A 23,996-nucleotide genomic window follows, 5' to 3' on the forward strand; every position below is an offset into this window, starting at 1 on the left:
GATTGATTTTGTTCCCCATATGTTCTATGTTGGGACCATGATCTGCAAGGGAGATCCGCCATGGATGCCACCACCTTTGCCCTGCCGGCCACGCCGCGCCAGATCGCCTATGCGCGTTCGCTGGCGCTGAGGAACCAGACGCTTCTGCCGTGGGAAGTGCAGCAGGACCGCCGCACGCTCAGCGCCTGGATCGAGGCGCAGGCGCGGATGCGGCCGGCGACGGGGCTGCCGACCTCGAAGCAGGTCGCCTTCGCCGAGCGCATCGCCCGGCTCAAGCGCCGCGCCGTGCCCGACGAATGCTTCCGCGACCGCCAGCTGCTGTCGCGCTGGATCGACAGCAACCGCTGAAACCGGCGCCCCGCGGCCGGATCAGCGCCGCCCGTCCAGCGCCGCCAGCGCCGTCAATTGCACCCCGGCCGGGTCCGCCAGGTCGTCCAGCACCTGGAAATGGTCGCAGCCCGGAACATGCAGCAGCACCGCACGCTCGCCCGCCTGCCGGCAGGCCGCGGCATAGTCGTCGGATTGCCGGATCAGTTCCGGCAGCTCCTCGGCGCCGACGGCGACCAGCATGGGCGCGCCGGCGGCGATGTTGCGCTGCGGGCTGCAGGCGGCGATCTCGGCCTCGGTCAGTTGCAGCTTGTCGTTCAGCTGGCCCAGGCCGATCGGCTCCAGGTCGAACAGCCCGCTGATCGCCAGCACCGAGCCGACGGCGGGATGCCCGCGATGCATGGCCGCCAGATGCCCGCCGGCGGAATGCCCGGCAAGGCAAAGCCGCCCGACCCCTTGCGCCGCCAGATGGTCCAGAAGCTGCCCGATCTCGGCCACGATCTGCGTCATGCTGGCCTGCGGCGCCAGCGTGTATTCGGCCAAGATCACGTCATGGCCGCGCGCCAGCGGGCCGGCGGCGCAGAAGGCGAAATCCTCCTTGACGCAGCTTTGCCAATAGCCGCCGTGGATGAAGACGAAGGCCGGCGCATCCGCCCCGCCGCCGGCAAACCAGTCATAGGTCTGGCGCGCGCCGGGGCCATAGCGCCGGTCCCGCCGGCAATCCTGCGCGGCATGGAAAGCCGCGCTGCGCGCGCGGAAATCCCGCATCAGCCCCGGAAAATCCGCGAGCCTGCCGGTATTGCTATAGGCCCTGTCCAGTTCATGCCGGTTCATGCCGCGATAGATCGCCGTCGTCATTCACACCCCCAGATAGCGGTCGGTCAGATCGGCGGTCAGATCGGCGATGCCGCCCTGCCAGACCGTCGCGCCGCGTTCCACGATCACCGCGCGGTCGGCGACCGAGGCGATCTCGCTGAGCGACTTGTCCACCAGCAGGATCGACAGCCCCTCGGCTTTCAGCCGCCGCACGCCGGCCCAGATCTCCTGCCGCACGACCGGGGCCAGCCCCTCGGTCGCCTCGTCCAGCACCAGCAGGCGCGGATTGGTCATCAGCGCCCGGCCGATGGCCAGCATCTGCTGCTCGCCCCCCGACAGCGTGCGCGCGACCTGGCCCATGCGTTCCTGCAAGCGGGGAAACAGCGCGCAGACGCGAGGCATGTCCCAGGGGCCGGGGCGGGCGGCGACGGTCAGGTTCTCGGCCACGGTCAGCGGCGCGAAGCAGCGCCGCCCCTCGGGGACCAGCCCGACGCCCAGCCGCGCCACCTTGGGCGCCGTCAGGCCGGCGACATCGCGGCCGGCAAGGCGCAGGCTGCCGCCGGAATGCGGCATCAGCCGGCTGATGCAGCGGATGGTCGTGGTCTTGCCCATGCCGTTGCGGCCCATCAGCGCCACCACCTCGCCCTGGTCCAGGTCCAGCGTGATGCCGAACAGCGCCTGCACCGGGCCGTAACAGGCGGTCACGTCGCGCAGTTCCAGCAGCCGGGTCATGCGTCCTCTCCCAGGTAGGAGCGCCGCACCTCGGGGTTGGCGCGGATCTCGGCGACGCTGCCGGTGGCGATGATGCGGCCATAGACCAGGACCGAGATGCGGTCGGCCAGCGCAAAGACCGCGTCCATGTCATGTTCGACCAGCAGGATCGGCGCCTCGTTGCGCAGTTCCGCCAGGATGGCAGTCAGCTGCCGCCCGCCCTCCAGCCCCATGCCGGCCATCGGCTCGTCCAGCAGGAAGGCGCGCGGGCGCAGGGCCAGGGCCATGGCAATCTCCAGCTTGCGCCGCTCGCCATGCGACAGTGTCGCGGCCGGGACCAGGTGCCGCCCGGCCAGGCCCGCCTGCTCGATATGGAACAGCGCGGGTTCGGTCAGCTTGCGGTCGGCCAGCGCCGGCAGGTGAAAGCGGAACACCGCGCCGCTGGCCCCGGCCACCGCCAGCATGACGTTTTGCAGCACGGTGAAGTCCGGGATCACCGACGAGACCTGGAAGCTGCGCGCCAGCCCCAGCCGCGCCCGCGCCGCCGCGTCCAGCCCGTCGATCCCCTGCCCCTCGAAGCGGATGGTGCCGGCGTCGGGCCGGATCTCGCCGACGATCTGCTTGATCAGCGTGGACTTGCCGGCACCGTTCGGGCCGATCAGGGCGTGGATCTCGCCCGGCCGCAGGTCCAGGCTGACATCGTCGGTCGCCGCCAGCGCGCCGAAGGACTTGCGCAGGCCGCGGATCTCCAGGATGGGTTCGTTCAGCTTGGGTTCAGGCATGGCGGCCCCTTTTCGTGACGATGCCGATCAGCCCGCCCGGCGCGAACAGCACGATGGCCAGCAGCAGAAGGCCCAGCAGCGCCTGCCAGTAATCGCTGATGCCGCCCAGCACATGCTCGAGCAGGATGAAGAGCGCGGCACCCGCGACCGGGCCGCAAAGCCGCCCCACGCCGCCCAGGATGACGAAGACCATGATCTCGCCCGACATGTGCCAGGACAGCATGGCCGGGCTGACGAAGCGGTTGAGGTCGGCGTAAAGCGACCCCGCCAGCCCGACGATCATCCCCGACAGCACGAAAGCCGTCAGCCGGATCGCATAGGGGCGGATGCCGACGGCGACGGTGCGCTGGCTGTTCTGCCGCGCCGCCTGCAAGGCCAGGCCGAAACGCGACTGGGTGACGACCGCGGTAAAGACCAGCGCCACCGCCAGCAGCGTGGCGCAGATGGCGAAATACTGGATCGGGGCAAAGGTGTTCAGGCCGGGGAAGCTGTTGCGGACATAGAAGCTCAGCCCGTCCTCGCCGCCATAGCGCGGCCAGCTGATGGCGAAGTAATAGAGCATCTGCGCGAAGGCCAGCGTCACCATGATGAAATAGACGCCCGAGGTGCGCAGGCTGAGCGCGCCGATGACCAGCGCCGCCAGCCCCGCGGCCAGCATGGCCATGGGCCAGATGCCCAGCATCTCGTTGCTGCCCATGACGGTAAAGGGCAGGCTCAGGACGGGCGTGCCCGTGCTGGCATGGCTGGCCAGGATGCCGGTGACATAGCCGCCGATGCCGAAGAAGGCGGCATGGCCGAACGAGATCAGCCCGCCATAGCCGAGCGCCAGGTTCAGCCCCACCCCGGCCAGGCCGAAGATCGCGGCCTTGGTCGCCAGCGTGACGGTAAAGCCGTTGCCGGCCAGATGCGCGCCAAGGGCGGTGGCGACCAGCAGGGCAAAGATCGCCAGGTTGACGGCGGTGTCGCGGTTCAACGTCTGCTGCATTACTCAGCCCCTCGCCCCGAAAAGTCCCTGCGGCCGCAGGATCAGCACCACGGCCATCAGCACATAGATCAGCACCGAGGCCAGCGAGGCGCCCACGGTATTGGCGCTGGAGGCGTCCCATATCCGCGACAGCAGCCCCGGCAGCAGCGCCTTGCCCAGCGTGTCGGTCATGCCGACCAGCAGCGCGCCGACGAAGGCGCCCTTGATCGAGCCGATGCCGCCGATCACCACCACGACGAAGGCCAGGATCAGCACCGGCTCGCCCATGCCGACCTGCACCGACTGGATGGTGCCGACCAGCGCCCCGGCGAACCCCGCCAGCGCCGCGCCAAGCGCAAAGACGATGGTGTAGAGCCGGGCGATGTCCACCCCCAGCGCGCCGATCATCTCGCGATCCGCCTCGCCGGCGCGGATGCGGATGCCCAGCCGCGTGCGCGTGATGAGCCACCAAAGCCCCAGGGCCACCGCCGCGCCGAAGCCGATGATGACCAGCCGGAACAGCGGGTAATGCAGCCCGCCCGGCAGCACCACCGCCCCCGAAAGCGAGGCCGGCAGCTTGAGGTAAAGCGGGAACGAGCCGAAGAGCCAGCGCGTGCCCTCGGAAAACACCAGGATCAGCGCAAAGGTGGCCAGCACCTGATCCAGGTGGTCGCGGGCGTATAGCCGCCGGATCACCGCCATCTCGACCAGCGCGCCCGCCGCGGCGGCGGCCACCAGGCTGGCCGCCAGCCCCAGCCAGAACGAGCCGGTGGCCGCCGCCACCGCCGCGCAGGCAAAGGCCCCGGTCATGTAGAGCGAGCCATGCGCAAGGTTGATCAGCCCCATGACGCCGAAGACCAGGGTCAGCCCGGCCGCCATCAGAAACAGCATCATCCCGTATTGCAGGCCGTTCAGCGCCTGCTCGGCCAGAAGCATCACCGCTTTCTCTCCCGAATTGCCAGGGGGCCGGGCCTCATCGACCCGGCCCGGCAGGGCTTACATCTTGCACTGCTCGGCATAGGCATCGCCATGGTCGGTCATGGCCGGGCCGATGATCTTGTTGGTCAGCACGTCGCCTTCCCTGACCACCTCGCGCACGTAATAGTCCTGGATCGGGTGCTGGTTCGGGCCAAAGCGGAACTTGCCGCGCACGCTGGGGAAATCCGCCTCGGCCAGCGCCGCGCGGAAGGCGTCGGCATCGCCCACGTCGGCCTTGGCGATGGCCGAGAGAAGCAGGTTCGCCGTGTCATAGGCCTGCGCCGCGTAAAGCGAGGGCAGCCGGCCGTATTCGGCCTGGAAGGTTTCGACGAAGGCCGCATTCGCCTCGTTGTCCAGGTCCTTGGACCATTGCGCGGTGTTCTTGACCCCCAGCGCGGCATCGCCCACCGCAGGCAGGATGTCCTGGCTGAAGCTGAAGGCCGGGCCGATCACCGGCTTGCCGACGCCGGATTCGGCATATTGCTTCATGAAGGCGATGCCCATGCCGCCCGGCAGGAAGAAGAACACCGCATCCGCGTCGCTGGCGCGGATCTGGGCGATCTCGCCGGCGTAATCGGTCTGGCCGACCTGGGTATAGACCTCGCTGACCACCTCGCCCTTGTAATAGCGCTTGAAGCCCGCCAGCGAATCCTGCCCGGCGGGATAGTTCGGCGCCATGATGAAGACCTTGCCGATGCCGGCATCCGTGGCATGGGCGCCCGCCGCCTCGTGCAGGTTGTCGTTCTGGTAGGAGACCGAGAAATATTTCGGATGGCAGCCCGCCCCGGCCAGCTGCGAGGGCGCGGCATTGGTGGACAGGTAGAACTTGTCCTGCGCCACCGCCGCCGGCACCACGGCCATGGCGAGGTTCGACCAGACGATGCCGGTCAGCACGTCGACCTGGTCGGACTGGATCATCTTGTCGGCGATCTGCACCGCGACATCGGGTTTCTGCTGGTCGTCCTCGATCACCAGCTCGACCGCCTGGCCCGCCTCACCGGCGTTCTTCAGCGCCAGCAGGAAGCCGTCGCGCGTGTCGACGCCCAGCCCGGCCCCGCCGCCCGACAGCGTGGTGATCATGCCGACCTTGACGGGTTCGGCCTGGGCGGCCCCGGCCAGGGCCAAGGCGGCGGTGCCGCAGATCAGCAGCCTTTTCAGTTCCATGACATACTCCCTGTGTGATGCGCGATTGGTCGTCGCATGTTTTTATGATGCGGTCGCGGGCTGCAACGGCTTTCGCGCATCAGCCCGCAACCCCAAGGGTCACGCCCGCCCCTCGAGCAGGCGGAAACGCTGGATCTTGCCGCTTTCGGTCTTGGGCAGCGCTTGGGCGAAAACCACGCGGCGCGGGTATTTGAAGGGCGCGATGACGGATTTGACGTGGTCCTGCAAGCCCTTGGCCATCGCCTCGTCTGCGGCGGCGCCGGGGCGCAGGACGACATGCGCCTCGACGATCTGGCCGCGCGCCTCGTCCGGGGCGCCGACCACGGCGCATTCCAGCACGTCGGGATGGGCAAGCAGCGCCGCCTCGACCTCGGGGCCGGCGATGTTGTAGCCGGCCGAGACGATGATGCCGTCGGTGCGGGCGGCAAAGTGGAAATAGCCCTGCTCGTCCTTCCAGAAACTGTCGCCGGTCAGGTTCCAGCCGTCCTGCACATAGGCGCGCTGCTTGTCGGGGTCGGCCAGATAGCGGCAACCGACCGGCCCGCGCACCGCCAGCCGCCCGGTCTCGCCCGGCGGCAGCTCGTGCCCGTCCGGGCCGATGATCCTGGCCTCGTAGCCCGCGACCGGGCGGCCGGTGCAGGCCGGGCGACTGTCACCGAAACGGTTGGTCAGGAAGATGTGCAGCATCTCGGTCGAGCCGATGCCGTCCAGCATCGGCTTGCCGGTCTTGGCCATCCATTCCTCATAGACCGGCGCGGGCAGCGTCTCGCCGGCCGAGACGGCGGCGCGCAGGCTGGACAGGTCCGCACCCTCGTCCATCGCCCGCATCATCACCCGATAGGCGGTCGGCGCAGTAAAGCAGATGGTGGCGCGGTATTTCTGGATGATCTCGACCATGTTCGGCGGCGAGGCGTTCTCCAGCAGCGCCGCCGAGGCGCCGAAGCGCAGCGGAAACACCGCCAGCCCGCCCAGCCCGAAGGTAAAGGCCAGGGGCGGCGAGCCGACGAAGACATCCTCGGGCCGCACCTCCAGCACCTCGCGGGCATAGCCGTCGGCGATGATCAGGATGTCGCGATGGAAATGCATGGTCGCCTTGGGCTCGCCCGTGGTCCCCGAGGTGAACCCCAGCAGCGCCACGTCGTCGCGTCCCGTGCGCACCGCCTGGAAGCGCACCGGCTGGGACAGGGCAGCGCGGTCCAGGTCGGCATCGTGGTTCGCGGTGCCGTCGAAGCCGACCACGGTCGTCAGGTGCCGGCTGTCCCTGGCGGCCAGCGCCAGCTCGTCCATCAGCCGCGTGTCGCAAAGCGCGTGGCTGACCTGCGCCTTGTCGATGATCTTGGCCAGCTCGCCCGCGCGCAGCATCGGCATGGTGTTGACCACCACCGCGCCCGCCTTGGTCGCGGCCAGCCAGCAGGCCACCATCGCCGGGTTGTTGGCCGAGCGGATCAGCACCCGGTTGCCGGGCCGCACGCCGTAGCTTTCGACCAGCGCATGGGCGATGCGGTTGGTCCAGTCGGTCAGTTCCTTGTAGCTGCGGATGCGGCCGTTGCCGATCAGCGCGATATGGTCGCCGAAGCCCCGCTCGACCATGCGGTCGGTCAGCTCGACCGCGGCGTTCAGATATTCGGGATAGTCGAAGCCCTCCAGCAGCAGCTGCGGCCAAAGCTCGGGCGGCGGCAGGTTGTCGCGCGCGAAGCGGTCGACATGCGCCGAGGGTCCAAGCGGCGGATTGCCCGTCATCTTCAATCTCCCTGTTGGGCGGGCCGGCATCTTGTCGTGCCTTGGCCCGCGGGTGCCCTGCCCCCGTCAGGCGGGGATCACAGCGGTTGCCTCGATCTCGACCTTGGCGCGGTCCTCGACCAGGGCCACGACCTGCACCAGCGCCATGGCCGGATAGTGCCGGCCGATGATCTCCTTGTAGGCCTGGCCGATGTCCTTGAGTGCGGCCAGGTATTCCCGCTTGTCGGTGACATACCAGGTCAGCCGCACCAGGTGCTCGGGCCGGGCGCCGGCCTCGGCCAGCACGGCGACGACGGATTGCAGCGCCAGGCGCACCTGCCCGGCGAAATCGTCGGTCTCGAACTCCTGCTGCCCGTTCCAGCCGATCATGCCGCCGGTGAACACCATCCGCCCGGTCGCGGCGATGCCGTTGGAATAGCCCGGCGTCGCCTTCCAGTTCCTCGGATGCAGAACCTCATGCACCATCGCTTGCCTCCATGAACGCGATCATCTTGCGGCGGATCGGCTCGGGCCAGGGCGCGGCGCGCCCCTGCGGCGTGACCCAGACCAGGGTCGAGGCGCATTGCAGCCGGACCTGCCCGCCGGCGCTGGCCTGCTGCGCCAGCCGCGCGCTGGAGCGGCCGACATGCTGCACCTCCAGCGCGAATTCCAGCACCTCGCCCAGCCGCGAGGGGGCCTGGAAGCCGGCCTCGATCCGCACGGTCGGGACGGCGCAACCCTCCTCGATGTGGATGCGGGTGAAGGGATAGGCCAGCACCTCGGCAAAGAAGTTCTCGATCACCGAGTTCAGCATCTCGAAATAGCGCGGGTAGAAGACGATCCCCGCCGGGTCGCAATGGTTGAACTCGACCTGGATGCGGCGCAGATAGCGCATCAGTCATTGGCCTCCGGCGGCAGGAAATCGACCTCGTGCCGGGCCGACAGCGCGACGACGGTCGGAATGTCCGTCAGGTCGTGCAGCGCCTCGAACAGCGCGCGCAGGTTGCCGGCGGGCGAGACCCAGAACAGCGCCCGCGCCGGCTTGTCGGACTTGTTGAAATAGCCATGCGGCACGCCGCGCGGCATCCGCACCAGATCGCCGGCCCTGGCCACCGACCAGACGCCGTCCAGCTTCACATGCAGCTCGCCCTCCTGCACCAGGATGAACTCGTCCTGCGTCGGGTGGATATGCACCGGCACGAACTGACCCGGCTCGCTGTTGGTCTCGAAGGCGAAGCTGCTGCCGCAATCCGCCTTGGGGAGATAGCGCTGGCCGAGGATGTTCCATTCGATGCCCTCGATCCCCTCGCCCTGGCGGGTGATGCCGCCGTCCAGTGCCTTGTCCATGCCGTCCCCCCTGTTCAGCCCAAGATCGCGCGGGCGATGACCACGCGCTGCACGTCGCTGGCGCCCTCGTAGATGCGCAGGGCGCGGATGTCGCGGTAAAGCGCCTCGACCGCGGTGCCGTGGCGCACGCCGTCGCCACCATGCAGCTGCAGCGCGGCGTCAATCACCTCCTGCGCGGCCTCGGTGGCGTAAAGCTTGGCCATCGCCGCCTCGCGGGTGATGCGGGGGGCGCCCTGGTCCTTGGCCCAGGCGGCGCGATAGACCAGCAGCGCCGCCGCATCCACCTTCAGCGCCATGTCGGCCAGATGGCCCTGCACCATCTGGTGATCGGCCAAGGTGCCGCCGCCGGCCCGAGGCCTGCGCACCCGCGCCAGGGCCTCGCCCAGCGCGCGCCGCGCCATGCCCAGCGCCGCCGCACCGACGGTGGGGCGGAACACGTCCAGCACCGACATGGCGATCTTGAAGCCCTCGCCCGGCCGGCCGATCAGCGCCGCATCGGGCAGCGCCACCCCGTCCAGCTTCAGCCGCGCCAGCGGATGCGGGGCGATCACCTCGATCCGCTCGGCGATGGTCAGCCCGGCGCTGTCCGCCGGCATCAGGAAGGCCGAAAGGCCGCGCGCGCCGGGCGCCTCGCCCGTGCGGGCAAAGACCACGTAGAGGTCGGCGATACCGCCGTTCGAGATATAGGTCTTTTCGCCCGTCAGCCGCCAGCCGCTTGGGGCGCGCTCGGCCAGCGTCGCCGTGCTGGCCACGTCCGAGCCGGCGCCGGGCTCGGTCAGTGCAAAGGCCGCGATCGCCTGGCCGGTGCGCGTCCGCTCCAGCCAGGCGCGCTGGCCGGGGGTGCCGAACAGCGTCACCGCCCCCATGCCCAGCCCCTGCATGGCAAAGGCGAAATCGGCCAGCGGGTCGTGGCGGGCCAGCGTCTCGCGGATCAGGCACAGGCTGCGCACGTCCAGCGCCTCGCCCGCGCCCGCATCCGCGCCGCTATGGCGCAGGAAGCCCGCCGCCCCAAGCGCCGCGACCAGCGCCTTGCAGGCGGCATCGACATCGCCGTGATCCACGGGCAGATGCGCCACGCACCAATCCTCCAGCGCCGCCGCCAGCTCGCGGTGGCGCGGCTCGAAGAAGGGCCAGTCCAGAAAGCTGCGATCCGCCATGTCATCCGTCCCTTTCCCTGCGGGGATTTCCAAGGGGCGCGCGCGTCCCTTGGAGCGGGGGTGCGGGGGCGGCAGCCCCCGCCTTCCCCCCTCGATCAGTCGCCCTCGAACACGGGCTTTTCCCTGGCCACGAAGGCGCGATAGGCGCGTTCGAAATCGCGGGTCTGCATGCAGATCGCCTGCGCCTGCGCCTCGGCCTCGATGGCCTGCTCCAGCCCCATGTTCCATTCCTGGTTCAGCTGGGTCTTGGTGATGCCATGGGCAAAGACCGGCCCGGCCGCCAGCCGCCCGGCCAGCGCCTGCGCCGCCTCCTCCAGCGCACCCGCGTCATGCAGCGCGTTCCAGAAGCCCCAGGCATGGCCTTCCTCGGCGCCCATCACCCGGCCGGTGTAAAGCAGCTCGGCCGCCCGGCCCTGGCCGATGATGCGCGGCAGCATGGCGCAGGCGCCCATGTCGCAGCCGGCCAGCCCGACGCGGGTGAACAGGAAGGCGCATTTCGCCTGCGGCGTCGCCAGCCGCAGGTCCGAGGCCATGGCCAGGATCGCCCCGGCGCCGACGCAGATCCCGTCCACCGCCGCGATCACCGGCTTGCCGCAGCCGATCATCGCCTTGACCAGGTCGCCGGTCATGCGGGTAAAGGCCAGCAGCCCCTTCATGTCCATGCCGACCAGCGGGCCGATGATGTCATGCACATCCCCGCCCGAGCAGAAATTGCCGCCGTTCGGGGCCAGCACCACCACATCCACGTCGCTGGCATGGGCCAGCGCGCGAAAGGTGTCGCGCAGCTCGGCATAGCTGTCGAAGGTCAGCGGATTCTTGCGCTCGGGGCGGTCCAGGCGGATGGTGGCGACGCGGTCCCGCATCTCCCAGATGAAATGCCGCGGCTTCAGCCCGGCCAGTTCGGTCGTTCCGGTCATTTCGCGCCCCCCATGCGTTTCAGGATCTCGGTCAGCAGCTCGATGTCCTCCTCGGTCAGCCCGGCAAAGATGCGGTTCACCTCGGCCTCGTGATCGGCGGCGAAGCCCTCGAAGGCCGCCAGCCCCTCGGGCGTCAGGCTGACGAAGACCGTGCGCCGGTCGGTTTCCGAGGGCACGCGCCGCGCCAGCCCGTCCCTTTCCAGCCGGTCCACCACCGCCGTCGCATTGCCGTTCGAGACCAGCAGCATCCGGCTGAGTTCGCTCATGGTGACGCCCTCGCGCCGGCGATAGAGCGCGGCCATCACGTCGAAGCGCGGCAGCGTCGTGTCATGCCTGACCCTCAGGAATTCGCGCAGCTGCCCCTCGGCCGCGCGGGTGACGCCCAGCAGGCGGATCCACAGCTTCAGCCGGCGCTTGGACAGGGGATCGCTCATGCCTCGCCCCCCGAAATGGCGATGGCCTGGCCGTTGACCCCCTCGGAGCCCGGCCCGCAAAGCCACAGCGCCGCGGCGCTGACCTCCTGCGGCTGGACCAGCCGGCCCTGCGGATTGGTCGCGGTCAGCGCGGCCAGCGCCTGATCCCGGTTCTTGCCGGTCTTGTCCATGATGGTGGCGATGGAACGCGCCGTCATCTCGGTATCCAGGAAACCGGGGCAAAGCGCGTTCACCGTCACCTGCCGCCGCGCCACCTCCAGCGCCAGGCTGCGCACCAGCCCGACCACGCCATGCTTGGCCGCCGCATAGGGCGCGACATAGGCATAGCCGCGAAGGCCCGCGGTCGAGGCCACGGCGATCAGCCGGCCCCAGCCCGGCAGCTGCGCCAGCCCCTCGCGGAAGGTCAGGAAGGTGCCGGTCAGGTTCACCGCCAACATGGCGTTCCATTGCTCCAGCGTGGTGCGGCCCAGGGGGGCGCTGTCCGCTGCCCCGGCGTTGGCGATGACGATGTCGCAGGGGCCGGCCTCGGCGAAGATCGCCTTGACGCCGGCCTCGTCGGTCACGTCGGCCACCAATGCGCGGGCGCCGGTCTGTTCGGCCACGGCCTCCAGCGGCGCCTTGCGGCGGCCGCAGATCACCACATCCGCCCCGGCCCCGGCAAAGGCGCGCGCCAGGTCGGCGCCGGTGCCCGTGCCGCCCCCGGTGATCAGCACCCGTTTGCCCGCCATCGCCGTCATGCCCGGATCGCCTCCTGCGCGCGGCTGCGCAGCCGCAGCGCCTGGTCGCGGCCGGCCAGATAGGGCAAGGGCCAGGCGGCGGCCTCGTCCCCGGCCTCGACGGCGGCATGCAGCGTCCAATAGGGATCGGCCAGGTGTGGCCGCGCCAGGCAGACCAGATCGGCGCGGCCGGCCAGCAGGATGCCGTTCACCTGGTCGGCCTCGGTGATGTTGCCGACCGCCATGGTCGCGAGCCCCGCCTCGTTGCGGATGCGGTCGCTGAACGGGGTCTGGAACATCCGGCCATAGACCGGCCGCGCCCCGGTGCTGGTCTGCCCGGCCGAGACGTCGATGATGTCGGCGCCGGCGGCCGCGAACATCCGGGCGATCTCCACCGCCTCCTCGGGCGTCACGCCCTCTTCCCCTACCCAGTCATTGGCCGAGATGCGCACCGACATCGGCTTTTCCGCCGGCCAAGCGCCGCGCATCGCCCGGAACACCTCGAGCGGATAGCGCATGCGGTTTTCCAGGCTGCCGCCGTATTCGTCCTCGCGCCGGTTCGACAGCGGCGAGATGAAGCTGGAAATCAGGTAGCCATGCGCCGCGTGCAGCTCGACCATGTCGAAGCCCGCCCGCGCCGCCATCTGGGTCGCGGCGACGAACTGGTCGCGCACCCGGTCCATGTCGGCGCGGTCCATGGCCCTGGGCACCGCGTTGCCCTGTTGCCACGGGATGGCGCTGGCCGAGATCAGCGGCCAGTTGCCCTGGGCCAGCGGCCGGTCGGCATCCTGCCAGCCCAACTGGGTCGAGCCCTTGCGGCCGGAATGGCCGATCTGCATGCAGATCCTGGCCCGCGTCTCGGCATGGGTGAAATCGACGATCCGCTTCCAGGCCGCCTCATGCTCGGGCGCGTAGAGGCCGGGGCAGCCGGGGCTGATCCGCCCCTCGGGCGAAACGCAGGTCATCTCGGTATAGACCAGCCCGGCGCCGCCCTTGGCGCGTTCGGCGTAATGGACGAAATGCCAGTCGGTCGGGCAGCCCTCCACCGCCTTGTATTGCGCCATGGGCGAGACGACGACGCGGTTCTCCAGCACCATGTCGCGCAGGCGGAAGGGCGCGAACATCGGCCGGCGGCCCTTGCGCCCGCCGGCGCGTTCCTGGAACCAGTCCTCGGCCCGGCCCAGCCATTCGGGGTCGCGCAGGCGCAGGTTCTCGTGGCTGATGCGCTGCGAACGGGTCAGCAGCGAATACGCGAATTGCAGGGGTTCCATATCCAGGTAGCGCTCGACCTGCTCGAACCATTCCAGGCTGTTGCGGGCGGCCGATTGCAGGCGCAGCACCTCGACGCGGCGCTCTTCCTGATAACGTTCGAAGGCGCGCTGCATGGTCGGTTCGGAATGCAGGTATTCGGCCAGGGCGATGGCGCTGTCGAAGGCCAGCCGCGAGCCGGAGCCGATCGAGAAATGCCCGGTCGCCGCCGCATCGCCCATCAGCACGACATTCTCATGATACCAGCGCTCGCAGATGACCCGCGGGAACTGGATCCAGACCGCCGAGCCGCGCAGATGCGCGGCGTTCGACATCAGGTCATGGCCGCCCAGGTGGCGGGCAAAAATGCGGCGGCAGGTCTCGACCGCTTCCTCCTTGGACATGTCGGCAAAGCCCAGCTTTTCCCAGGTCTCGGGCAGGGTCTCGACGATGAAGGTCGCGGTGTCGCCGTCGAACTGGTAGACATGCGCCCAGACCCAGCCATGCTCGGTCCGCTCGAAGATGAAGGTAAAGGCGTCGTCGAATTTCTGATGCGTGCCCAGCCAGATGAACTTGCAGCGGCGGGTGTCGATGTCGGGCTGGAACACCTGCGCATATTCGGCGCGCACCAGCGAATTGATGCCGTCGCAGCCCACCACCAGGTCATAGTCCTTGCGGTATTCCTCGGCCGACTGGAACACGGTCTCGAAACGCAGCTCGACCCCCAGCTCGCGCGCGCGGGCTTGCAGCAGGACCAGCATCTGCTTGCGCCCGATGCCCGCGAAGCCGTGCCCGCCCGAGACGGTGCGCACCCCGTCATGCACCACGGCGATGTCGTCCCAATAGGCGAAATGGCTGCGGATCGCCTCGGTGCTGGCGGGGTCGTTCTGCTGCATCCGCCCCAGCGCATCGTCCGACAGCACCACGCCCCAGCCGAAAGTGTCGTTGGCCTTGTTGCGCTCCAGCACTGTGATCTGGTGCGAAGGGTCGCGCAGCTTCATCGAGATCGCGAAGTAAAGCCCCGCCGGCCCGCCGCCCATGCACAAGATCTTCATTGCCCGCCTCCCTTGCGCCTTTTCGGCCCGTTGCGTGGACGCTGCCAGCGAATCGGATTCGTTTCAAGTTTAAAATTTCAAGCTTGAAACGATTTTCCCGCGTGGCATGATGGGCCAGGGACAGGGGGCGGAGATTCCGACATGACCACCATCGCCGTGATTGGGCTGGGGACCATGGGGCTGGGCATCGCCCAGACCTATGCCGCCGCGGGCCTTGCCGTGCTGGCGACCGATGCCGTGCCGAAGGCGCGCGAGACGGCGCTGGACCGGCTGCGCGCCAGCCTTGCGCCGCGGGTGCGGTCGGGCAAGCTGGCGCAGGCCGACCTGGAGCCGCTGCTGTCGCGCATCGCCGTGGTCGACGGCCCCGAGGCGATGGGCCGCGCCGATCTGGCCATAGAGGCGGTGGTCGAGCGCATCGAGGTCAAGCGCGCCCTGTTCGCGGCGCTTGAGGCGGTGCTGCCCCCCGATGCGGTGCTGGCCAGCAATACCTCGTCGCTGTCGGTGGGCGCCATGGCCGAGGGGCTGGTCCGGCCCGAGCGCCTGCTGGGCCTGCATTTCTTCAACCCGGCGCCGGTGATGAAGCTGGTGGAACTGGTGGCGCATCCCGGCACAGGCGCGGCGGCGCTGGAACGCGCGCGCCGGCTGACCGAGGCGGCGGGCAAGACCGTGATCCCATGCCCCGACCGGCCCGGCTTCATCGTCAACCGCTGCGCGCGGCCGTTCTATGGCGAGGCGCTGGCGCTGCTGGAGGAAGGCCGTGGCGCCGGGGAAATCGACGCGGCGATGCTGGCGGCGGGCTACGCCCTGGGCCCCTTCGGGCTGATCGACCTGGTCGGCGCCGACATCAACCTGGCCGCGACCGAAAGCCTGGCGGCGGCGATGCAGGGCCATCCGCGCTATCACGTCTTCGAGGCGCTGCGCCGGCAGGTCGCCTCGGGCGATCTGGGGCGCAAGACCGGGCGGGGCTTCCTTTACCCGGAAAAGCCCGATCCCGCCCCCGACGATGCCATCGCCCTGCGCATCGAGGCCACGCTGGTCAACGAGGCCGGCTGGCTCCTGGCCGAGGGCGGCACCACGCCCGACGGCATCGACACGGCGCTGCGGCTGGGCCTGAACTTCCCGCGCGGGCCGTTCCAGATCCTGGCCGCGCGGGGGCGCGAGCAGGTGCTGGACCGGCTGGACCGGCTGGCCGCCCAAGCGCCGGTCCATCTGCGCGGCCGTTACCGGCCCGCCCCCATGCTGGCGCGCTGACCTTAGCAGGCCGCTGAAAAAGGTTTTGAGAGGGCGGCGCAGCGGAAATCGTTCTGGATCCAGCTGATATCGGCCCGAAATGGGGTGTTTTCGGCAAATTTGAGGCGGATTTCCCGGTTCCCCGCCCGCGCTGTCCTGTCGCAAGGACTTTTTCAGCAGCCTGTCAGGCCCCTACGAAACGGGCCGAGACCTCGGCCCCGCCGGCGCGGGCGCACGCGATCCGGGCGCCGTCCAGCGGCAGGGGGCCGATCCGCGCGCCGGTGATGACGACATCGCCGCGGCAGAGCGGCAGATCCTGCGCCGCCGCGTGGCCAGCCAGCCAGGCCAGGAAATCCACCGCCTCGGCCAGGCTCGCCACGGCCTCCGGGGCCGCGACCCGGCGCCCGTCCAGCCAGAGTTCGATCCCCAGCGGGCCGGTCATGCCGTCGCGCCAGCCGGGCAGCACATCGCCCAGCACGATCCCGGCCGAGCCGAAACCGTCGGCCATCAGCTCCAGCGGCTGCGCCGCCTTGCGGTCGGCAAGGCGCGGCGCGACCAGTTCGAAGGCCAGCCGGACCTCGGCAATGGCAGCCGCCGCCGCGGCAGGGCCGGCGCCCGCCGACAGGTCGGCGCCAAGGACCAAGGCGGTCTCGACCTCGATACAGGCATCGGCGGGCAAGGGCAGGCAGGCGCCCGTTCGCACGGTTCCCTGCCCCGGCAGCGCGCCGGCATGGCGATCGCGCCCGGCCAGCAGCGCCATCTTCCAGGCACCGCCGCCAAGGGCGCGGATCACCGCCCTTTGCACGGCATAGGCCGCGGCGGTATCGGGCGGCGGCGGGGTCAGGCCCGGCAGGCGCGGCGCGCCGCGGTGGACCGCCAGCAGGGCGCGGGCGGCGGCCTCGGGATGGAAAGCGGCGCTCATGTCGCCACCCTCAGGCCCAGATCGGGCATGGCGCTGCGCGGAATGACCGCGCCGGGATGGGCGACGACGACCGCGGCCAGGCGGGCGGCAATGGCCACGGCCGCGGCCGGGGGCAGGCCGGCGTCGCAGGCGGCCAGCCAGCCGGCGTTGAAGCTGTCGCCGGCGCCGGTGGTATCGACCGCCGCAACCATGGGGGGCAGCGGGTGGGACTCGATCCGGTCCTGGCCGGGCGGGCGGCGCAGCACCTCGCCGCCGCCGGTGGTCAGAACGATCTCGGCCCCGCCCAGCCCGGCCAGGGCCGCCATCGCCCCGGCCGGGTCCGGGATGCCGAAGCAGGAGGCCAGGTCGTCCAGCGAGGGCAGGACCAGCGTCGCCAGGGCGGCCGCGCGGCCGATCACCGCGCGCGCCGTGGCGGCATCGGGCCAAAGCGCGGGGCGGTAATTCGTGTCCAGCACGATCCGCCCCCCCGCCGCCTGCCGCCGTTCCAGCGCGGCCAGCAGCCGCTCGCGGCTTTCGGGCAGAAGGATCGCCAGCGTGACGCCGGACAGAAGCACCGTCCCCGCCTCGGCCACGGCACGCAGCGCGGCATCGCCATTGTCGAACATGCGCCGCGCCGGCGCCTGGTCGCGCCAGTAAAGAAAGCTGCGCTCGCCCCGCGCATCGGTCGAGATGAAGCTCAGTCCGGGCCGGCCGCCCGGCTCGGGGCCGCACAGATCGGCAATGCCCTCTTCGGCCAGCACCTCGCGCAGCCAGGCGCTCATCGCGTCGTCGCCCAGCCGCGACAGGTAGCCGACCGAGCCGGCGGGCAAGAGCCGCGCCAGATAGACGGCGCTGTTCAGCGTGTCGCCGCCCGCGCGCCGGTCGAAGGTCGAGGGCGCATCGCGGCGGGCGGTGAACTCGACCAGCGGCTCACCGATGCAAAGGTAGCGCATCCTGGACCTCGTAGGGGGTGGGCAGCGGCCGGCCGGCGAAATGGGCGGCGATATTGTCCAGCACCAGCTGCGCCATCGCGCGCCGCGCCTCGGCCGTGGCCGAGCCGATATGCGGGGTCAGCACGCAATTGGGCGCATCGAGCAGCGCCTGCGGCACGTTCGGCTCGTCGTCGAAGACGTCGAGCCCGGCCCCGGCGATGGTGCCCGCATCAAGCGCCTGCGCCAGCGCCCCGGCATCGACCACCGGGCCGCGGGCGACATTGACCAGGATGCCGTCGGGGCCAAGCGCCGCCAGCACCCCGGCATCGACCAGGCCGCGCGTATCCTCGCCCCCGGCGGCAGTGACGAAAAGCAGGTCGCAATCCCGCGCCAGCGCCAGCGCATCGGGGCGAAAGCCGTCCGGCGCGCCGGGCTTTTCGCGGCGGGCGGTATAGAGCACGTCCATCCCCATGCCGCGCAGCAGCTCGGCCAGCCGGCGCCCGATGCGACCATAGCCGAGGATGCCGGCGCGGCGCTCGAGCACCGAGCAGCCGAGGCCCAGCTTGCCGCCCGAGGACCACTGGCCGGCACGGACGAAGCGGTCGCCCTCGGCGATGCGGCGGCCGGCGGCCAGCGCCAGGCCAAGCGCCATCTCGGCCACCGCCATCGACAGCACGTCGGGGGTGGTGGTGACGGCGATGCCGCGATGCCGCGCCTGGGCCAGGTCGACGGCATCGACGCCGACGCCGTTCACCGCGACCAGCCGCAGCGCCGGCAGCCGCGCCATCTGCGCCGCCGTGATCCCGACATTGCCGGCGGTCAGCACCACCTCGACATCCGCGGCGGCGCCGATGTCGCGGACCACCTCGTAGTCGGCGGCAAGGCGGTCGGCCATGTCCTGCGGCTTCAGCTCGGCCAGGGCCAGGATGCGGGGGCGGGGGCGGGGGCGGGTCATGCGATCTGGCCCAGGAAGTTCTGCAACCGCTCGTTCTTTGGGTTGCCGAAGAATTCCGCGGGAGCGTTCTCTTCGACGATCACGCCCTTGTCCATGAAGATCACCCGGTCGGCCACGGCGCGGGCGAACTCCATCTCATGGGTGACGCAAAGCATGGTCATCCCCTCGCGCGCGAGGTCGATCATGGTGTCCAGCACCTCCTTGACCATCTCGGGGTCGAGCGCCGAGGTCGGTTCGTCGAACAGCATGATTCGCGGCTTCATGCACAGCGCGCGGGCGATGGCGACGCGCTGCTGCTGGCCGCCGGACAGCTGCGCCGGATACTTGTCGGCCTGTTCGGGGATACGCACCCGCTCCAGGTATTTGCGCGCCGTCGCCTCGGCCTCGGCGCGCGGGATCTTGCGGGTCTTCATCGGCGCCAGGACGCAGTTCTCCAGCACGGTCATGTGCGGGAACAGGTTGAAGGACTGGAAGACCATGCCGACATCCTGCCGCACCCTGGCGACATTGTCGCCGCCGGCGGTCAGTTCCACCCCGTCGACGACGATCGTGCCGGATTCGATGGGCTCGAGCTGGTTGATGGTGCGGATCAGCGTCGACTTGCCCGAACCCGAGGGCCCGCAGATGACGATGCGCTCGCCCCGCGACACGGTCAGGTCGATGTCGACCAGGGCGTGATAGGCACCATAATACTTGTTCACGGCGCGCATGATGATGGCATGTTCGGTCATGTGGCTTTCCCCTGGGATGGCACGCGGCCGGGGCACGGCCGCGCGGCGCGCGTCACTGGGCGTTCCTGACGAAATCGGGCAGCGGCTCGCCCAGCCATTTCTGATGGATCTGGTCCAGCGTGCCGTCGGTTTTCGCCTGGTCCACGAAGGCGTTGATCTGCTCCAGCAGCGCATCCGACCCCGGCGCGACGGCAATGCCCTGCACCTGGCTCGACAGGTCGAACTTCTTGTCGAAACGGTCGCCGGCGACGCCCGCGACCTGCGAGAAGACCACGTTCGACAGCCCGATCAGCCTGACCTGGCCCGACATCAGCGCCTGCACCGCACTGGCGTCGTCGTCGAAGCGGCGGATGTCGGTGCCCTGCGGCGCGACCGCGGTGACGCCGGTGTCCTGGGTCGAGGCGCGGGCGACGGCAAGGGACTGGCCGGCCAGCCCCGCGGCATCGGCCACCTCGAGCCCGCTGTCGCCATAGACGGCGATGCTGATCCCGGCATAGGGTTTCGAGAAATCGACCTTCTCCGCCCGCTCGGCGGTGATGCCCAGCGAGGCGACCAGCACGTCCACCTGCCCCGAAAGCAGATAGGGGATGCGGTTCGGCCCGGTCACCGGCACGATCTGTGCCTGCACGCCCAGGAATTCGCCAAGCGCCTTGGCCACGTCGGCGTCATAGCCGTCGGGCTTGCCCGAGGCGTCCTGGATGCCGAAGGGCGGGAAATCGACCAGCATGCCCACCCGGACGGTGCCGGCATTCTTGATCGCGTCAAGGTCGGCCGCGCTTGCGGGCAGCGCGAGCCCCATGGCCAGCGCGCCGGCGGCCAGGGCGGTAAAGATGCGACGGTTCAGTTTCATGGTTTCCTCCTCCGTGAAATCGTCTGCGCGGGGCTTTAGCGGGTGATCGCCAGCCGCATGCGCGCCTCCATGTGCCGGGCCAGAAGCGACAGCGGCCAGCACAGGACGAAATAGAGCGCGGCCACCGTGCCAAAGACCAGGAACGGCTTGAAGGTCGCGTTGTTGATGATCTGCCCGGCGCGGGTCAGCTCGGTAAAGCCGATGATCGAGGCCAGCGAGGTGCCCTTGATCAGCTGCACCAGGAAGCCCACGGTCGGCGCGGTCGCCAGCCGCATCGCCTGCGGCAGCACGACATGGCGCATCCGGTCCCGGTAGGACAGCGACAGCGCCACCGCCGCCTCGGTCTGGCCCGGCGGCACCGCCTCGATCGCGCCGCGCCAGATCTCGCCCAGGTAGGCGCTGGCATGCAGCGTCAGCGCGACGGCCGCGGCCAGCAGCGGGTCGATGGGCAGGCCAAGGACGGCAAGGCCGAAATAGACCAGGAACAGCTGCATCAGCAGCGGCGTGCCCTGGAACACCTGGATGAAGCCCGCCGCGATCCGGCGCCGCAGCCGGCCCTGGGCGGTCCGCGCCAGCGCGACGGCCAGCCCGCCGATGGCGCCGCCAAGGAAGGCGATGACGGACAGGATCAGCGTCCAGCGGACGGCCGAGACGATGAACAGGATGTCGGCAGAGGAAAATTCGCGGATCATCTCAGCGGCTCGCAGGATAGGTGAAGAAGGCGCGGCGGATGGCGGCGAACAGGGTCGAGAACCCCAGCGCCAGCACGAAATACAGGATCGTCAGCACCAGGTAGATCTCGAAGCTGGCGAAGGTGCGGGCGTTCAGGTCCGCCCCCGCCGAGGCAAGGTCGTTGGCCGAGATGACCGAGACCACGCTGGAGGTCAGCATCAGGTAGATGAACTGGCTGGTCAGCGACGGGTAGATGTTGCGCAGCGCCGGGACCATGACGACATAGCGAAAGATCTGGGCGGGGCTCAGGCCCAGCGCCCGCCCGGCCTCGATCTGGCCGCGGGGGATCGATTCGATGCCGGCACGGATGATCTCGGTGCCGTAGGCGCCGACATTGACCACCAGCGCCACCAGCGCGGCGGTGTTCGGCGACAGGCTGATGCCGGCGGCGGGCAGGCCGAAGAAGATGAAGAAGATCTGCACCAGGAACGGCGTGTTGCGGATCACCTCGACATAGACATCGACCAGCCAGCGCAGGGGCCGGATGCCCGAGGTCTTGGCCACCGCGCCCAGGACCGAGACGACCAGCCCCAGCACCATGGCCATCAGCGACAGCCGCACCGTCAGCCAGGCGCCGTAAAGCAGCAGGTCGAGATTGCCGAAAACCGGCTGGAAGTTGAACTGATACATCTGCCCTCCCCTGCTGATGCGTCGATTCCTGCGATTTAGAACGATCTAAATCGGATGAATGCAAAAGTCAACCCGCCTCGGGCCCGCTGCTGTCCCGGATCACCAGCCGCGGCGCCAGGATCGCGCGCTCGGGCGGCGCATCGGGGTCGGCCAGCCGCCGGGCCAGCAGGCGCGCGGCGGCGACGCCGATGCCGGCGGGGTCCATGGCGACGCTGGTCAGCGGCGGATAGGTCAGCTCGGCCAGCGGCAGATCGTCCAGGCCGACCACGCCCAGGTCGCGCCCCGGTTCCAGCCCGGCGCGGCGCAGGCCCAGCATCAGCCCGGCGGCAAGGACGTCGTTGAAGCACAGCACCGCCTCGGGCCGGCTTTGCAATGCCAGCACCTCGGCGGCCGAGCGCGCGGCGCCCTCCCAGGTCAGGTCGGCCTCGACGATGCCGGCATCCTCGGCGCCGGTCTCGGCCAGGGCGCGGGCAAAGCCGGCCAGCCGCTCCTCGCGCGCCGAGGTGCGAGCGCCGACCGACAGGAAGGCGATGCGGCGGCGGCCCAGCCGCACCAGGTGCTGCACGGCCAGCCGCACGCCCTCGATATAGTCGGCGCCGGCGTAGTCGGTGGCCCCGCGGTCGATCTCGCGCAGCGACTGCACCATGGGCAGGCCCCAGCGGCGCATGCGCGCCGGCAGGTCGGGCGGCGTCCCCGCCGCCGGGCACAGGATCACGCCGTCGACGCCATGGCCGCGAAAGCGTTGCAGGATGTCGTCCTGGCGCCGCGGATCGTCCTGGCTGTTGGCCAGAAGCACGACCCGGTCGTCCTCGCCCATCACCCGCTCGACGCCGGCCAGGAACTCGGTGAAGAACGAGTTCACCAGGTTCGGCACGATCACCCCCACGGTGCGGCTGCTGTTGTTGCGCAGCCGTGCGGCGCCGATGTCGCGGACATAGTCCAGCTCGGCCATGACCTGCTCGACCTTCTCGCGGGTATGGTCGGCGACCAGGGGCGATTTGCGCACCACCAGCGACACGGTGGCCCGCGATACCCCGGCCATTCGCGCGACCTCGTCCAGCGTGACCCGTTTGCGCTGCATGGCGATCCCCCCTTCATGACGTCCCCTCATGGCTTTCGTGCCGGCGGGCGGGATGTCAAGCCCGCAGCGGATCGTCCCTTGTCGCGGGCCTTGCCCCAGGCCCGGCCGGCGCAGGGGATGGCCTCGCAAGATCGGGCGCTCGGCAAGCTGGTCCTGCCGGAAGCGCCGCTCGCATCGCCGAATGTCTGGACAGTTCCGCAAGGATCGGCGCGCCGAGCACCCCGCCCGCAGCTGCGCCCCGGATAAGGCCGGCTCCACCTGCCAGGCACTGATCCCGCCGGGCCAGTCACCAGCTGCATTCCCTCCTGAACCGACGTCACGCCAGACCCATCCCTGCGCGGCGCAGGCATCTGCATGTCTTCCCGAAGGATTTTCCCATGACTGGGCCTCTTGCCGCCCTGCTGGGCTCAGCCGCCGCCCGTGCCCTGCCCGCCAGCCTCGCACCAACTGCCGCTCATGCCGTTCGCACGGCCAGAAGCCCAGGATGCGATCTTTTTAGGAAGCTCGCTTTTTGCCGCAGGGTGCCGCGAAGCGCGCGCCAGATCGCGGGTCGCCGGACCCGGTTCGGGCGGACGGCCAGGATCGGGAGCCGCATCGTCTTCGCCATGGCCGATCATTGTGCCGGTCGCCGCAGAGGTCGCCTCGCCATCGGCAGAAGGGCCCGCTCTGTGGCCATACCCATTGCCAGGCCCAGGGTCAGCCGCAACGTCTCGCTTCCCTACCCTTGCGAAGCCCGGACGGAGACCAGCGTCCTGCTCAGAGGGCTGGCCGAGACCGGCAAGGGATAAGCAAGCGGGCAGCGGGGGAAATCCGGTCGCCACATGGCGGACGGATGATCTAGCATGAAGGGGGCGAGAACGGCTTCAGCAGCTCGCCGCGCTGTTTTCTATTTACTAGTATGCAAGTATGCAATACATCCAGGCGAGGGAGAAGAATCATGTCCATGCAGCCGAATATCGACTTCACGCTTTCGACCGCGCCGCAGGTCTATGACTGGCTGCGCGACGCGATCCTGCGCGGCGAACTGCCGCCCGGCACGCGGCTGAGCGAGACCGAGATCGCCAACCAGGTCGGCGTCAGCCGCCAGCCGGTGCGCGAGGCCTTCATCCGCCTGACCGCGGACGGGCTGGCCGAGGTCCGGCCCCAGCGCGGCACCTATATCCGCCGCATCTCGGTCTCGGCGGTGCTGTCGGCGCGGCTGATCCGCGAGGCCGTCGAAAGCGACCTGATCCGCATGCTGGCCGAACAGGCCGACGACAGGCTGCTCGCCCGCCTTGACCAGGAGATCGAGGAGCAGAGCGTCGCCGTCGCCCGCAACGATGCCGAAACCTTCGTGCGGCTGGACGACCGCTTCCACCGCCTGCTGGCCGTGGCCGCCGGGCAAGAGGCGGTCTGGGAGGTGCTGGAAGGGCTGAAATCGCAGATGAACCGCCTGCGCCACATCACCGCACGCACCTTCGACATCCAGAAGCTGATCGGCCAGCACGCCGAGATCGTGGAGGGCCTGCGCAACCACGACCCCGGCCTGGCCGAAGCGGCCATGCGCCGCCACCTGCGCGAATTGCTCAACGACCTGCCCGAGATCTCGCGCGCGCGCCCCGAACTTTTCATACCCTGAC

Annotated in this window: 26 protein-coding genes; 3 read left to right on the forward strand and 23 right to left on the reverse strand. The window is 69.8% G+C overall.

Annotation, left to right across the window (positions count from 1 at the left end; all coding sequences use genetic code 11):
* Window positions 1–60: 60 nt before the first annotated feature.
* A complete protein-coding gene (locus tag FE811_RS10975; protein ID WP_011751319.1) occupies window positions 61–348 on the forward strand; it encodes a hypothetical protein in 288 nt (95 codons plus the stop codon).
* A gap of 21 nt (window positions 349–369) precedes the next feature.
* Here the strand turns inward: FE811_RS10975 and FE811_RS10980 are convergent, their stop codons facing one another.
* The 15 genes from FE811_RS10980 to FE811_RS11050 all read right to left on the reverse strand — a co-directional run bounded on the left by FE811_RS10980 (window position 370) and on the right by FE811_RS11050 (window position 14,335).
* Window positions 370–1,185, reverse strand: coding sequence for an alpha/beta hydrolase (locus FE811_RS10980; protein ID WP_140847562.1), 816 nt, complete (start codon window positions 1,183–1,185; stop codon window positions 370–372).
* The gene (locus FE811_RS10985; protein WP_140847565.1) at window positions 1,186–1,875 is read right to left on the reverse strand and encodes an ABC transporter ATP-binding protein; all 690 of its coding nucleotides are present in this window, start codon (window positions 1,873–1,875) and stop codon (window positions 1,186–1,188) included. It lies immediately after the preceding gene.
* Window positions 1,872–2,636: an ABC transporter ATP-binding protein gene (locus FE811_RS10990; protein WP_140847568.1), complete on the reverse strand. Its 765-nt coding sequence runs from the start codon at window positions 2,634–2,636 to the stop codon at window positions 1,872–1,874. Before FE811_RS10990 ends, FE811_RS10985 begins: the two co-directional genes overlap by 4 nt.
* On the reverse strand, window positions 2,629–3,621 hold the full coding sequence (locus tag FE811_RS10995) for a branched-chain amino acid ABC transporter permease (RefSeq protein WP_114535382.1): 993 nt from the start codon (window positions 3,619–3,621) through the stop codon (window positions 2,629–2,631). Before FE811_RS10995 ends, FE811_RS10990 begins: the two co-directional genes overlap by 8 nt.
* Before the next feature lie 3 nt (window positions 3,622–3,624).
* On the reverse strand, window positions 3,625–4,536 hold the full coding sequence (locus FE811_RS11000) for a branched-chain amino acid ABC transporter permease (RefSeq protein ID WP_036757384.1): 912 nt from the start codon (window positions 4,534–4,536) through the stop codon (window positions 3,625–3,627).
* Window positions 4,537–4,596: 60 nt separating this feature from the next.
* Window positions 4,597–5,742, reverse strand: coding sequence for an ABC transporter substrate-binding protein (locus tag FE811_RS11005; RefSeq protein WP_072461188.1), 1,146 nt, complete (start codon window positions 5,740–5,742; stop codon window positions 4,597–4,599).
* A gap of 99 nt (window positions 5,743–5,841) precedes the next feature.
* Window positions 5,842–7,482, reverse strand: coding sequence for an AMP-binding protein (locus FE811_RS11010; protein ID WP_140847571.1), 1,641 nt, complete (start codon window positions 7,480–7,482; stop codon window positions 5,842–5,844).
* Window positions 7,483–7,548: 66 nt separating this feature from the next.
* On the reverse strand, window positions 7,549–7,947 hold the full coding sequence (locus tag FE811_RS11015) for a RidA family protein (protein WP_208021272.1): 399 nt from the start codon (window positions 7,945–7,947) through the stop codon (window positions 7,549–7,551).
* Window positions 7,937–8,356 (reverse strand): thioesterase family protein, encoded by a 420-nt coding sequence (locus FE811_RS11020; RefSeq protein ID WP_036757377.1) that lies wholly within the window; start codon window positions 8,354–8,356, stop codon window positions 7,937–7,939. Before FE811_RS11020 ends, FE811_RS11015 begins: the two co-directional genes overlap by 11 nt.
* The gene (locus tag FE811_RS11025) at window positions 8,356–8,808 is read right to left on the reverse strand and encodes a cupin domain-containing protein (RefSeq protein WP_072461186.1); all 453 of its coding nucleotides are present in this window, start codon (window positions 8,806–8,808) and stop codon (window positions 8,356–8,358) included. The genes FE811_RS11020 and FE811_RS11025 overlap by 1 nt, the downstream gene beginning before the upstream one ends.
* A 14-nt stretch (window positions 8,809–8,822) precedes the next feature.
* A complete protein-coding gene (locus tag FE811_RS11030; protein ID WP_140847574.1) occupies window positions 8,823–9,965 on the reverse strand; it encodes an acyl-CoA dehydrogenase family protein in 1,143 nt (380 codons plus the stop codon).
* 95 nt (window positions 9,966–10,060) lie between these two features.
* Window positions 10,061–10,882, reverse strand: a complete 822-nt coding sequence (locus FE811_RS11035) for an enoyl-CoA hydratase family protein (RefSeq protein WP_140847577.1) — start codon at window positions 10,880–10,882, stop codon at window positions 10,061–10,063.
* Complete coding sequence (locus tag FE811_RS11040) at window positions 10,879–11,316, reverse strand: MarR family winged helix-turn-helix transcriptional regulator (RefSeq protein ID WP_036757366.1); 438 nt, start codon at window positions 11,314–11,316, stop codon at window positions 10,879–10,881. The genes FE811_RS11035 and FE811_RS11040 overlap by 4 nt, the downstream gene beginning before the upstream one ends.
* Window positions 11,313–12,053: an SDR family NAD(P)-dependent oxidoreductase gene (locus tag FE811_RS11045; protein WP_140847580.1), complete on the reverse strand. Its 741-nt coding sequence runs from the start codon at window positions 12,051–12,053 to the stop codon at window positions 11,313–11,315. Before FE811_RS11045 ends, FE811_RS11040 begins: the two co-directional genes overlap by 4 nt.
* Window positions 12,050–14,335, reverse strand: coding sequence for a bifunctional salicylyl-CoA 5-hydroxylase/oxidoreductase (locus FE811_RS11050; RefSeq protein WP_140847582.1), 2,286 nt, complete (start codon window positions 14,333–14,335; stop codon window positions 12,050–12,052). Before FE811_RS11050 ends, FE811_RS11045 begins: the two co-directional genes overlap by 4 nt.
* A gap of 141 nt (window positions 14,336–14,476) precedes the next feature.
* On the opposite strand from FE811_RS11050, the gene FE811_RS11055 reads away from it, so the two are divergent.
* On the forward strand, window positions 14,477–15,586 hold the full coding sequence (locus tag FE811_RS11055) for a 3-hydroxyacyl-CoA dehydrogenase NAD-binding domain-containing protein (RefSeq protein ID WP_140847585.1): 1,110 nt from the start codon (window positions 14,477–14,479) through the stop codon (window positions 15,584–15,586).
* A gap of 163 nt (window positions 15,587–15,749) precedes the next feature.
* Here the strand turns inward: FE811_RS11055 and FE811_RS11060 are convergent, their stop codons facing one another.
* The 8 genes from FE811_RS11060 to FE811_RS11095 all read right to left on the reverse strand — a co-directional run bounded on the left by FE811_RS11060 (window position 15,750) and on the right by FE811_RS11095 (window position 22,377).
* Window positions 15,750–16,487: a fumarylacetoacetate hydrolase family protein gene (locus FE811_RS11060; RefSeq protein ID WP_140847588.1), complete on the reverse strand. Its 738-nt coding sequence runs from the start codon at window positions 16,485–16,487 to the stop codon at window positions 15,750–15,752.
* Window positions 16,484–17,419 (reverse strand): sugar kinase, encoded by a 936-nt coding sequence (locus FE811_RS11065; RefSeq protein ID WP_140847591.1) that lies wholly within the window; start codon window positions 17,417–17,419, stop codon window positions 16,484–16,486. The genes FE811_RS11060 and FE811_RS11065 overlap by 4 nt, the downstream gene beginning before the upstream one ends.
* Window positions 17,397–18,353, reverse strand: a complete 957-nt coding sequence (locus FE811_RS11070) for a 2-hydroxyacid dehydrogenase (protein WP_140847594.1) — start codon at window positions 18,351–18,353, stop codon at window positions 17,397–17,399. The genes FE811_RS11065 and FE811_RS11070 overlap by 23 nt, the downstream gene beginning before the upstream one ends.
* A complete protein-coding gene (locus FE811_RS11075) occupies window positions 18,350–19,084 on the reverse strand; it encodes an amino acid ABC transporter ATP-binding protein (RefSeq protein WP_036757349.1) in 735 nt (244 codons plus the stop codon). Before FE811_RS11075 ends, FE811_RS11070 begins: the two co-directional genes overlap by 4 nt.
* A gap of 52 nt (window positions 19,085–19,136) precedes the next feature.
* On the reverse strand, window positions 19,137–19,934 hold the full coding sequence (locus FE811_RS11080; RefSeq protein WP_114535371.1) for a transporter substrate-binding domain-containing protein: 798 nt from the start codon (window positions 19,932–19,934) through the stop codon (window positions 19,137–19,139).
* Between the two features lie 35 nt (window positions 19,935–19,969).
* Entirely contained in the window at window positions 19,970–20,623 is a 654-nt protein-coding gene (locus FE811_RS11085) for an amino acid ABC transporter permease (RefSeq protein WP_208021280.1), read from the reverse strand.
* Window positions 20,624–20,627: 4 nt separating this feature from the next.
* Window positions 20,628–21,296, reverse strand: coding sequence for an amino acid ABC transporter permease (locus FE811_RS11090; protein ID WP_036757342.1), 669 nt, complete (start codon window positions 21,294–21,296; stop codon window positions 20,628–20,630).
* Between the two features lie 67 nt (window positions 21,297–21,363).
* Window positions 21,364–22,377, reverse strand: a complete 1,014-nt coding sequence (locus FE811_RS11095) for a LacI family DNA-binding transcriptional regulator (RefSeq protein ID WP_052096047.1) — start codon at window positions 22,375–22,377, stop codon at window positions 21,364–21,366.
* Between the two features lie 937 nt (window positions 22,378–23,314).
* Between FE811_RS11095 and FE811_RS11100 the strand changes: the two genes are divergently transcribed.
* Window positions 23,315–23,995, forward strand: coding sequence for a GntR family transcriptional regulator (locus FE811_RS11100; RefSeq protein WP_140847597.1), 681 nt, complete (start codon window positions 23,315–23,317; stop codon window positions 23,993–23,995).
* Window position 23,996: the final 1 nt, after the last annotated feature.

The organism is Paracoccus sp. FO-3, from assembly GCF_006386455.1.
GTDB lineage: Bacteria > Pseudomonadota > Alphaproteobacteria > Rhodobacterales > Rhodobacteraceae > Paracoccus > Paracoccus versutus.